11 protein-coding genes are annotated in these 12,390 nt (G+C 35.2%); all 11 read right to left on the bottom strand.

The window, feature by feature from the left end; translation table 11 throughout:
* Positions 1 to 712: 712 nt before the first annotated feature.
* A complete protein-coding gene (locus tag HCN53_RS03325) occupies positions 713 to 1,129 on the bottom strand; it encodes a protease complex subunit PrcB family protein (protein ID WP_167342019.1) in 417 nt (138 codons plus the stop codon).
* On the bottom strand, positions 1,122 to 2,261 hold the full coding sequence (bshA, locus tag HCN53_RS03320; RefSeq protein WP_167342018.1) for an N-acetyl-alpha-D-glucosaminyl L-malate synthase BshA: 1,140 nt from the start codon (positions 2,259 to 2,261) through the stop codon (positions 1,122 to 1,124). Before bshA ends, HCN53_RS03325 begins: the two co-directional genes overlap by 8 nt.
* A 9-nt stretch (positions 2,262 to 2,270) precedes the next feature.
* Positions 2,271 to 5,243, bottom strand: coding sequence for a glycoside hydrolase family 3 N-terminal domain-containing protein (locus HCN53_RS03315; protein ID WP_167342017.1), 2,973 nt, complete (start codon positions 5,241 to 5,243; stop codon positions 2,271 to 2,273).
* Positions 5,244 to 5,366: 123 nt separating this feature from the next.
* Positions 5,367 to 6,593, bottom strand: coding sequence for a phosphoserine phosphatase SerB (serB, locus tag HCN53_RS03310; RefSeq protein ID WP_167342016.1), 1,227 nt, complete (start codon positions 6,591 to 6,593; stop codon positions 5,367 to 5,369).
* 26 nt (positions 6,594 to 6,619) lie between these two features.
* Positions 6,620 to 7,105 carry an ABC transporter ATPase gene (locus tag HCN53_RS03305; protein ID WP_167342015.1) on the bottom strand — a complete coding sequence of 162 codons (486 nt, stop codon included), beginning with the start codon at positions 7,103 to 7,105 and terminating at the stop codon, positions 6,620 to 6,622.
* A gap of 1 nt (position 7,106) precedes the next feature.
* Positions 7,107 to 7,304, bottom strand: a complete 198-nt coding sequence (locus HCN53_RS03300; protein WP_060522463.1) for a hypothetical protein — start codon at positions 7,302 to 7,304, stop codon at positions 7,107 to 7,109.
* 9 nt (positions 7,305 to 7,313) lie between these two features.
* On the bottom strand, positions 7,314 to 7,928 hold the full coding sequence (locus HCN53_RS03295) for a hypothetical protein (protein WP_167342014.1): 615 nt from the start codon (positions 7,926 to 7,928) through the stop codon (positions 7,314 to 7,316).
* Position 7,929: 1 nt separating this feature from the next.
* Positions 7,930 to 8,721, bottom strand: a complete 792-nt coding sequence (locus HCN53_RS03290) for a (Fe-S)-binding protein (protein ID WP_042280229.1) — start codon at positions 8,719 to 8,721, stop codon at positions 7,930 to 7,932.
* 65 nt (positions 8,722 to 8,786) lie between these two features.
* On the bottom strand, positions 8,787 to 10,127 hold the full coding sequence (locus tag HCN53_RS03285) for a (Fe-S)-binding protein (RefSeq protein WP_042280228.1): 1,341 nt from the start codon (positions 10,125 to 10,127) through the stop codon (positions 8,787 to 8,789).
* Between the two features lie 6 nt (positions 10,128 to 10,133).
* Positions 10,134 to 11,087, bottom strand: a complete 954-nt coding sequence (locus HCN53_RS03280; protein ID WP_105019030.1) for an MlaD family protein — start codon at positions 11,085 to 11,087, stop codon at positions 10,134 to 10,136.
* A 70-nt stretch (positions 11,088 to 11,157) separates the two neighbouring features.
* Positions 11,158 to 12,231, bottom strand: coding sequence for an N-acetylmuramoyl-L-alanine amidase (locus tag HCN53_RS03275; protein WP_085774726.1), 1,074 nt, complete (start codon positions 12,229 to 12,231; stop codon positions 11,158 to 11,160).
* Positions 12,232 to 12,390 lie beyond the last annotated feature (159 nt).

Below are 12,390 nucleotides of genomic sequence, written 5' to 3'. Positions count from 1 at the left end.
TTTGTAGTATATATGAAGTACAAGCTAATTACTGAATTTTCAAATTATCCCAAAAAAGATATAAAAGATAAAAGCCACTTGCGAGAGCAAATGGCCTTTATACACTAGTCAAAACAACTTCTTTATAATTTACAAAACTTAACTTGGATAATTAATCCAGTACAAATGTAGTGCATAAAGCTTAACGAACTAATTACGAAAAGGTTAGAGATCTTTCATTGTTAACATTTGTTAAAATATTTATTGAGGCTTATTTGTTAACATTTCCCACGTTATCAATATGTTATGCACGCATAATACCGAAATTAAGTTTTAAATGGATCATTTAATATTTTAGATGAAATGTAAGATAATTCTGTTGTATGAATCGACGAAATCACGGTTTGCTATGCATAATTATCATTTATTCAAGTAAAAATTAAAAAAGCGTACGCTCAAATTACGTATAATTAAGAATCATTCAATATATAATAGGTTTGTTGAGATTTTCATAATGCAGTATGATTATTTGTACTTTAAATATGTGATTCTTTAATTATAGGTAGATTCTTATCAATATAATCATATAACTCAGTAATTAATGATGCTTTTGGTATTAATAACTGCATTTAATGAATTTATCGTAATTCGATATTTATACATAATCATATTGAACTATAATAAATATTATGTCAAATAGAAATATAGCATTCTGAGAAGAATACTGTATTAGTTACTTCCATCTGCAAATAACCTTATTACTACTATATGGTATTCTTACTACCATCATTGGTTGTGTTATAGCCATAGTTACTAGATCCTCTTTACCTGGTCCTTCTACTTCAAAATAATACATCATAGTATTTTTTTCTTTAGAAATAACCGGAGATTTAATTTGATAACCACCCGTATTTCTTGTACCAGCACATACTACGGCAATAAATTCTTTGTCAAAATCAATATTAGAAACGGATCCTAATTTGTCATTTCTATAACTATCAACGTATTGTGTCCATTGGTCTTCATCATCGAGTATTCGAATTTTTTGATCTGTACAGTCACTTATTTGTGATTGATACAGTATTTCATATCCGGTTTCTCGTCTTTCTTTTAACTCATTGCTAACACCGCAAGAGTTCAAATTAATCATTATTATGCTTGCTATAAATAGCCTTGTGATACAATTCTTCATATAGTGGAACTATTTTATGTATATCAAATTCTTGTGCCTTATTATACGCTGATGTTTTAAAATTACTCAAAGTGTCATCATCTTTCAATATTTTAATAGCATTTAATGCCATTTCTTCTACATTACCTACATCACTTGTATATCCTGTAATACCATTTTCATTAACCTCTGGCAATCCACCGGTATTTGAAGAAATGACCGGTGTTTTATTAGCCATTGCCTCTAGCGCCGCTAGTCCAAAACTTTCTTTTTCAGATGGTAGCAAGAATAAATCTGTAAAACAAAGAATACGGTCTATTTCGGTACTATTTCCTACCCATTTTATTTTTAATTGTAAACCTAGTTTTTTAGCATATTCCTCAGCTGCAGCTCTTTCTGGCCCATCACCGACCATTATTAAAATACTAGGTATTTCCTTACTTATTTTTTCAAAAATACTTACGACATCTTGTATGCGTTTTACAGGTCGCATGTTACTCAAATGAGTTATAATACGTTCTTGAGGAAAGGCCATCATGCTGCGGTCACAATCTTTAAATTCCTCAGAATACCTACTCATATCAATAAAATTAGGCACGATTTCGATTGAAGTTCTTATGTCAAATAATTCTAGCGTGTCTTGTTTTAAGCTATCTGATACTGAAGTTACTATATTACTATTATTGATACTAAACGTTACGGAAGGCTTATAGACAGGATGATTTCCTACTAAGGTTATATCAGTACCATGTAACGTGGTGACCATTGGTAGTTCTATTCCTTGTTCCTTAAGCATCTGCTGAGCCATATAACCTGCATAGGCATGTGGTATGGCATAATGAACATGTAGTAATTCTATGCCATATTCTTGAACCACATTTACCAATTTACTACTTAATGCTAAATCATAGGGTTGATAATGAAATAAGGGATATTCTTCAACACTTACTTCATGAAAATAGATATTACGAGCCAGTAAATCTAAGCGAACAGGTTGATGGTACGTAATAAAGTGTACTTCGTGATCACGTTTTGCAAGGGCAGTTCCTAACATGGTCGCTACTACTCCACTTCCTCCAAAGGTTGGATAACAAACTATGGCTATTTTCATATTTATATTTTATTCAATAATGTGATCATAAATCACCTGCTGAATGTTAGTTCTAATGTTTTCCTCAATTAAAAACTTATTATTCGCGTCAGGATGAATACGATTTGCTAAAAAGACATACACAATTTCGTTTTCTGGATCAGCCCAGGTGTAAGCTCCAGTAAAGCCACTATGACCAAAACTTTGCATGCTCACACATCCACAAGTTGGGCCTACTTCATCTAATTGAGGTTTGTCAAAACCGACTCCTCTCCTAACCTCTTGATCACAGTAATAACAGAAATTAAATGTATTTATAGTCTCTTCTTTGAAATAGCTCTTACCGCCATAGTAGCCTCCTTGTAAATACATTTGCATCATTTTGGCAATGTCGTTTGAGGTAGAGAATACACCTGCATGTCCGCCAATACCACCTTGCATAGCAGCACCTTGATCGTGCACAAAACCATGAACCAGTTGATCTCTAAATACGGTGTCATTCTCAGTAGGTACAATTTCTGATTTATCAAATTTATTCCTTGGTAAATACGTTGTATTCTCCATACCCAATGAGGCATAAAAATGGTTCTGAGTAAGTTCATTTAAATCTTGGTTATAATAGCCTTCGATGAAATCCTTAAGGATGTAGTAAGGAAAATCACTGTACTTATATTCCAACTTTTCGCGTAAGCTAGATAATCTGATGCTATTTGAAATGCTGTCTTTTAAAACAGATTTTCCATATAAATTATCTGCAACAATTAAAGAATAGCCACCTTTTTTAGTATTGCTATATAATTGTTTTAAAGGTTTTTGTGTAATACTATCTAAAGTGTTGCTATAGAATGGAATCCATGGTTTTAATCTTGCATAATGACTTAACATTTGCTTGATTGTAATATTCTCTTTATCGGTGTTTCTATATGCTGGTAGTAATTCACCTAAAGTATCATCTAAGCTTAAAATGCCTTGTTCTTGAAGTTCCATCACCAAAGGTAAAGTAGCCACAATTTTGGTAACTGATGCTATATCATATTTATCACTACTACTTACACGTCTTCTTTTATCGTAAGTATGGAATCCATAACTGGTATCAAACACAACCCTACCCTTGCGAGCTACCAAGACCTGCATTCCAGGTGCACCTTGATGATCAATTGTATGATTAGCAATGCTATCAATTTTGGCGATCATAGCACTGCTTAAACCTGCACTTTCTGGTATAGTTGAATAGGATAATCTACCAATACTAGGAATATAAATACCAGTACCTACTTTGGATTCTCCACTCGTAACCGGTAGCTTACCCTTAAAATCTCTTGCGCCAAAGATCATTTGAGCACTTACCTGTTGACTTACTTCACTATTTTGATAAGAAGCTATTATGGATTCAAAATTGGTTGTAGATTTTAATTTTCTAAACGTGTACGGATTTACAAAAGCGTCCAAGATTACATCGTGTTTTCTTGCAATCTCATACATCCAAGTTAACTCTTTATCAGAAATATTATATGATTTCCACGGTGAATCATTGGATTTATGAAATCCAATTATAACCGTGTTATAGCCAGAAAGCTTATTCATGAGTTCATCAAGACGAGCAGCTCTTACAAGATCTACTTTACTATACTTATTAAGTTGCTCTATAAAAGCGTCTCCATGATCATCTCCCATTTGAACATAAGCTATTTTCTTAGTCTCTAAGTTTTTTAAGGGTAGTAAATTACTTGTGTTTTTTAATAAGGTAACCGAGTTTGAAATGGTTTTCTCATACAATAAAACATCCTGATTCGTAATCAGGTCCTCTTGCAATCCAGACAACTCTATAGGTTTGTATTGATGCAAACCAACTAAATATTTAGCTTGCAATATTTTAACAACAGATTGTTTTAAACGATCTTCAGTAATCTCACCATTTTTTAAAGCTTCTTCGATTTTATCAATAGCTTTTGGAACATTTTCTGAAATTAACAGCACATCGTTACCAGCTTTGAAAGCAGCTAGGTCAATGTCACCTGGAGAACTGAAATTGCTTGCTCCTTTCATATTTAGTGCATCCGTAAAAATGAGTCCTTGAAATCCTAAATCCCTTTTCAGTAAACCAGATACTACTTTTTCACTTAAACTAGTTGGATATCCTGCTCTAGTTTCCAAGCTAGGAACATTTAAATGAGCAACCATTACGCTAGCTAAATTGTTATCAATAAGTCTCTTATAAGGATACAGTTCTATTTCATTAATACGCTTTGCATCAAAACTTACGGTTGGCAAGGTTTTATGACTATCTTGATCAGTATCACCGTGACCTGGAAAATGTTTAGCACTAGCAAGCACACCTACGCTCTGCATTCCATTCATAAACGCAAGTGCTTTTCTGGTAACATTACCCACATCCTCACCAAAACTTCTGTTACCGATGATAGGATTATCTGGATTGGTATTAATATCCACGTCTGGAGCAAAATTGATATGAACACCCAAACGCTTGCAGTGTTCGCCTATTCGTTTACCCACTTCGTAGGTTAATTCATCACCTGGATTGGCACCCAACGTCATGTTCCATGGATAAGCAAATGTATTCTCTAGCCTCATAGCAAGTCCCCATTCGGCATCCATACCTATCATAAGAGGTACTTTGGATAAGGCTTGTAACTCATTGGTTAACGGAGCTTGCAGTTGTGGCGTTCCTTTTGAAAAGATTATTCCGCCTATTTCATGATTCTTAATCAAATTACGCACTTTATCGATATGCGCTTTTTCTTTATTAGAAAACAAATCAACCATAAACAACTGACCTATTTTTTGCCTAGTTGTCATCTGATTGTAAATACTGTCAACCCATATTTGTTGAGCAATTACATCATCTGCATGCAATGGATTTACTGATTGTGATATTTCGGATTTTAATGATTTTGATTCCAGTGTTGGTGACTGCGCTTTCGCGAAAGCGATACCTAAAAATACAAGGCTAACTAGATAGTAGTTATAATGTTTTAAATTCATAGAAGTCTAAAGAATTACAGTAAATCAATAACTGTTCCTAATAAGGAAAGATAAGGAAAACTGTATCCTTGTGTGTGATGAATTTGCTAAAAGTTCTGTGGTTTTTAAACCGTTTTTTAACGATTAGGGATTCATCAAATCAATATGTCTATCGTGAAATCCTAGAAAGTATAAAACTCCATCCAGGCCTATACTGTTTATAGCGCTTTGAGCATCTTCTTGAACTTTGGGTTTTGCATGAAAGGCAATTCCTAGACCAGCAAGATTAAGCATGGGTAAATCATTAGCACCATCGCCTACTGCAATGGTTTGTGCAATGTCAATTCCTTCTTTTTGAGCTATTTCTTTTAGATATTCAGCTTTTTTAGAACCGTCTACTATCTCACCTATGTAATTACCGGTGAGTTCACCATCTTTAATTTCCAATTGATTGGCATACACATAATCCATGCCTAGCTCTTCTTTCAAATAGTTTCCAAAATAGGTGAAACCGCCTGAAAGGATAGCCGTTTTGTAACCATAACTGCGCAAGGTCTCAATGAGTCTTCTGGCACCTTTTGTTATAGGTAATTGCTGCGCCACTTCATTTAGAGTACTCTCTTTTAAACCTTTTAAAAGCTTCATTCGTTTTTTAAAACTCTCTGAAAAATCAAGTTCTCCACGCATGGCACTTTCCGTAATTGCTCTTACTTCATCTCCTACTCCTGCGAGATCGGCAAGTTCATCAATAACTTCAGTCTGTATGAGTGTAGAATCCATATCAAAACAAACCAATCTTCGGTTGCGCCTAAACATGTTATCCTCTTGAAAAGCTATATCAAGATCCATTTGTTCTGAGATTTTCATGAAACTCTCAGTCAGTTGTTCCTTATTCCCGATTTTCCCTCTTATTGAAAGTTGGATCGATGCACGCTTGTACTCATCTTGATGAATTAATGAGGTACGACCGGTCAACCTTTTTATTGAATCGATATTCAATCCATTTGTTGATATGATATCTGTCACAGCGCTTATTTGTTGTGCAGTAAGCTGTTCTCCTAATAGAGTAATGATATAACGATCTTTCCCTTGAAGATTTACCCAGTTTTCATAATCTTCATTGGATATTGGTGAAAACTTTACTTGAATATCTAATTCATAAGATTTAAAAAGTAAGTCTTTTAAAACACCAGCAGATTTTTCTCCTGCGGGAATTTGAAAAAGAATACCTAATGAAAGGGTTTCATGAATATTGGCCTGACCAATGTCTAGAATTTTTGCACCGTAATCCGACAAAGCACCGGTGAGAGCTGCTGTAAGTCCTGGTTTATCTTGTCCAGAAATATTAAGTAAAAAAATATCATGTGACATGGCAGTAGTTGGTAAATGGATTTTTGTTACTTGAAAAATCTGGCGTGCCAGCTCTCGCTAGCTGGAACTTCCCAGTGTTCACGGTATTCTCCTACATTTTGCACCAAATTATTAAATACGATAGTCTTAGCAGATACACTGCGATCCTTAGCCATTTTTTTAAAAGCAGCAAGATCTTTGTGAGCAAGATATTGTCCCGTTTTAAATGTAACGTTCATTTTATCCATAAGGTCAATACCGAACTCTTTTTCTATGGATTGAATAAAATGAACCGATGCGTCTATAGAACAACCGGTAGCACCTGCCTTTGACTCGTCTAATCCTAGTACAATAAAACGATTGTAGGGATAATCTACACCAGCATTCAAATCTTTGCCGTGAGCGGTCCATTGATTAAGAAAAGTATTCATTTGTGGTTTAAGAGTTTCAAGCTCTTCATCAGTAAATGGTCTATCTGCCTGGTAAATCCAAACTCTGGCATCATCAGGTAATTGATTGAACTCTACTAGCATTTTATTTTCTTTTTCGGTAATTATAATAAGTAACGGCAAACATAATTGCCATCCCTAAAATTAAATCAATGATGAATTTAATGAAACTAAATGGGCGTTCTTCCATATAAATATAGAAGGCGCTCATTATCAGTGCATACACGCTTCCACCTATAAAAGCACTTATAAGTACTTTTCCATAAGGTAATTTGTTAGACATACTTATTTTTTAAATGCCTTGCACCATTTCAAGTACGTTCATATCGCGATATTCTTGAATACGACCGTCATAAATAGTTGCCTCGTAAATAGTGAATTGGTATTTTTTACCATCGGTTGCTGCGTCATATAACAGGTGATAATTTTCTACAGTAGATAGCCATAGGATTTTAACAATATTCCCATTACTTTCTCTCACAGTAATTACAGGAATCATATCGCTTGAGATGCTTACAACAGTTCCTACAACAACACCTGATTCACTTGAGTCTTCCTCTTCATCCATAGACTCTATTGCCATGGTTGTAAAAAGCTCTGCAGCTTTAGGACAATTTGCCATAAGCACTATGGCCATTTCCTCACCTATTGCTTCACCATTTTGTTCATTAATATCTAGTCCTTTAGATTTAAAAAGCCTGTAGTTTTTCATCACCACATTAACTACGGTTTTTTCAAAATAGGCTTCCGCTTCACCTGGACCTTGTTCACTAGCGTTAATGTCATCTTTAGTCAGTTGCTCACAAACCTTGTCGGCTAAGGTATTGATACCTTCTTCATTAAACTGCTGTGCTTGACTAGTAATTACTAGTAATAAAAACAAGATGGTAGATAATAGGTGTCTCATGTTATAGATCTTCTGCGTTTGCGATTAATTCTGCGACATCAAGCACTTCTACCTTACCTTCCTTTTCTGCTGCCTTAATACCATCAGTCATCATCGTGTTACAAAATGGACATCCTGCAGCGATAATTTCGGCACCGGTTTCTAGAGCTTCCTCAGTACGTTCAATGTTTATGTCTTTGTTACCAGGTTCCGGCTCCTTAAACATTTGAGCACCACCAGCACCACAACACAACCCATTACGTTTACTGCGCTTCATTTCTAGTAATGCTGCATCTAGTTTTTCTAATAACTCTCTAGGAGCTTCATATTCATCATTTGCTCTACCTAGATAACATGGATCATGATAGGTAATTTTTTTTCCTTTAAACTTACCACCTTCAATTTTTAAACGACTTTCTGCTATTAATGATTTTAAAAATTGGGTGTGATGTACTACTTCATAATTTCCACCTAGTTCTGGATATTCGTTTTTTAGCGTATTAAAACAGTGTGGACAAGCTGTTACTATTTTTTTGATTTCATAACCATTAAGAACTTCAATGTTCATCATGGCTTGCATTTGAAATAAAAACTCGTTTCCTGCTCGTTTAGCGGGATCACCGGTACAGCTTTCTTCGGCACCTAGAACGGCAAATTCAACGCCTGCTTTATTCAATAACTTTACAAACGCTTTGGTTATTTTTTTTGCTCTATCGTCAAAACTACCACTACAACCTACCCAAAACAACACTTCTGGTTGCTTTCCTTGTGCTAAAAACTCTGCTGCTGTAGGGACTTTTAATGCTTCGCTCATTGTATATTTTGTTTGATGATTACGCTTTCGCGAAAGCGTAATTTAAATCACTTAATCTATTTCTTTTATTCGTTTGCCCAGTTTAATCGATCCATTTGATTGTAAGGCCATGGTGCACCGTTATTCTCAATATTACCCATCGTAATATTAAGCTCATTAGGCGCTGCACTATTTTCAAGAACTAAATACCTGCGCATTTCCATAATGATGCTAAGTGGATCAATTCCTATAGGACAAGCTTCTACACAGGCATTACAGGTAGTACAAGCCCAAAGTTCTTCGGTTGTGATGTGGTCATTCAGTAAGGTTTTACCGTCGTCCTTCCACTCACCTTCTTTATTAATCACCGCTCCTACTTCCTCTAAACGATCACGAGTTTTCATCATGATGGCTCTAGGGCTTAATTTTTTACCAGTAATATTTGCAGGACATTCACTCGTACAACGACCACACTCCGTACATGTGTAGGCATTTAATAATTGAACTTGATTAAGGTCAAAGATATCTTGAGCTCCTAAACTTTCTGGTTCTCCTTCTTCTGCTGATGGGTCTGGAGCAGCAAACGGATCTGCGTTAGGATCCATCATTAGTTTTACTTCCTTGGTTACGGCATCCATATTAGTAAACTTACCTTGTGGAGTAAGTTTTGCCAAGTAGACATTAGGAAATGCTAGTAATATATGTAGGTGCTTAGACCAGTATAAATAATTAAGGAATATCAGTATACCAACTATATGCAGCCACCATGCAGCTCTTTCAACGATAATAAGAGTACTATCGGCCATGCCTTCAAATAAAGGAACTATAAAACCACTTATTGGGAAGGATCCATATATTTCTCCTGCGTGTGCATATCCTTCAACTCCTCTTGTTTGTAGAATAAAGTCTGTCGCATTCATGGTAAGGAACAAACTCATAAGAACAACCTCAAAATACAAGATGTAGTTTGCATCATTTTTAGGCCAACCTTTTAATTCTCCCATCATGAAGCGTTTAATGTTCATTACATTACGGCGTAACCAAAAAATGACAACCGATACTAGAACTAAAAAGGCAAGTATTTCAAACGTGAAAATTAAAAAGTCATAGAAGCCACCAAGGAATGGAGCAAAAATTCTATGTGATCCTGTCAAACCATCAACTATAATTTCAAGTACTTCAATGTTGATGATAACAAAACCTATATAGACAACCACATGTAGAAAACCAGATACAGGTCTACGTACCATTTTTGATTGTCCAAACGCTATACGCAGCATTTGCGCCATGCGTTCCTTTTTATTATCAGATCGATCAACTTCTCGACCTAATTTAATGTTGCGTATCATACGCTTGATGTTTCTAGCGAATAAACCTACTGCGGCCACTAGAATAAGGGCAAAAACAATGATGGAAAGTATCTTCATAGTGCTTTATCTGTCTCGATTTTCTGGTTCTTCATATTCTCCTGGTTTCTTTCCAAACACAGAAAAATGAACATAACGTTTAGGGTTTAATTTAATATCTTGTAATAATTCTTCGGCTTGTCTAGTTGCCTTTTCTAAATTCACGTATAGTTTGTCGTCGGTCATAAGTTTTCCTAAACTTCCTTCACCGTTTGAAACTTGATCAAGCAAATTGTTGAATTTACCTACCGATGTTTCTAAACTTTTAATGGTACCAGCTAGTTCAATTTGTGCCAATGAATCTGACATAATTGCAAAATTACTACTTGTTTTGTCGAGATTTTTAATGGTCCTATCTATCGCCTCTTTATTATCTCCTAGAATTTGATTGGTATTACGACTTATCCCTTTAAACTCTCTGAGTACATCTTCAATTTCGGCAAGGCTGTTTGTGATTGATGTTCTTGTATCTTTATTTAAGGTCTTGTGTAAATCACTCATTACCGAATCTGACGTGGTAATCAAATGTTCAATCTTGTCCTTAAGAGGCAGGAACTCATCCATTACCTTTCCTTGTAGTCCTTCATCAATCTTAGATGATAAGGTGTCACCATCTTTGGCGATAGGTCCGTCCGACGAAAAATTTGGAACGATAGCAAGTGCTTTTCCTCCTATTAAACCAGTGCTATATACACTCGCTGTACTTTCTTTTGAAAAGTTAAATGAGCCGTCCACATGAAAACTTACTAACAATCTTCCACTTGAATCTAGGAACTGAATATCGTCAATATTTCCTACTCGTAGCCCATTTATAGTAACAGGAGCCGACTTTGTAAGGCCTTCTACATTGTCATAAACCGCATAGAAATTACGATCGTCTTGTAATAAATTACGACCTTTAAGATATTGATATCCAAATATAAACAATGCGATTGAGGCAACAGTAAGAATACCTACCTTAACTTCTTTAGAAACTTTCATCTTTACAGATTTTCACAAATGTAAAGATAATAAGCTCTTTGTAGTATACAACTATATTAACAACGAGTTATCACAAGCGACTGCGCTCGCCATTTTCATACTTAACTATAAAGGCAGATTTATATCCTAGCTTAACCGCTTTCTTCTGTAAATCTTGTGCTTTTTTAAGATCATTAAAACTACCTGTAAAATATCTGTAGATGGCTCCTTCTTGTTCTCTAGATATGGCTGGTAACTTTTTAAAATTGTATGACTTTGCCTCTATTTTGTTTTTACTAGCTGCTATTTGAACCTTATAAATAGTGTTATTAGATTCAACTGTTTCGCTTAAATCCGTGATGTCTTCTATTACAAAATCATTGAGACTGCGATTTGCTTTGTATTTAATGACTGCATCATAAATGGCGTGCGCCACCTTTTTTTGACCCGTCGAACTACTTAAAAATTTACGTTCCTCAGCATTTGTAATAAAACCTGTTTCTATAAGAACACTAGGCATGTAGGATAATCTTAATACTGCAAATCCAGCTTGTTTTACACCGCGGTTTTTTCGTTTTAAATCTGCTTCAAAATTTGATTGAACCTTGGACGCCATCTCAATACTATTGTCCAAGTATTCTTCTTGCACAATCAGATTGCTGGCAAAACTTGCAGGATCATTAGGGTCAAAACCGGCATACTTTTCTTCATAATCTTCCTCCAGTAGAATTACTGCGTTTTCTCGTTTTACAACCTCTAGATTATCGGCATTACGATGTAATCCCAATACCCAGGTTTCATTCCCTTTGGCACTGCGAGACGCTGCTGCGTTACAGTGAACTGATATAAAAAGGTCTGCCTTGGCTTTATTAGCAATATCTGCTCGTTGGTATAATTCTAAAAACTTATCAGTTGTACGTGTATATACGATTTCAATATCCGTATGATCTTCTAATTCTTTACCCAAATATTTCACCACTTTTAGGGCAATATCCTTTTCACGTACGCTAGAAACTAATTTACCTGGATCCTTACCACCATGACCAGCATCTAATACTACGGTAAACTTTTTTGCCGGCTTTGTAATGGTGGAATCCACAGGTTCATTACCTGCGTGCAGCTGTAAAGAACCTAGAAATAGCAATAGAGCAATATATATCTTCATAAAATCGAATTCGTTTTCCTTATTAACGTACTTGTTATTTGCTTTATACAATTGTTATACCATTTTATAACGGTAAGCTGGCTCATAGGTACGCTTTCGCGAAAGCGTAATAACCAAACTTTCTTGTACTTCTACCAACTTACTGTAATTCAATAGGAT

Source organism: Nonlabens sp. SY33080 (assembly GCF_011784885.1).
Taxonomy (GTDB): domain Bacteria; phylum Bacteroidota; class Bacteroidia; order Flavobacteriales; family Flavobacteriaceae; genus Nonlabens; species Nonlabens tegetincola.
This window is presented reverse-complemented; position numbering and strand designations above follow the sequence as displayed.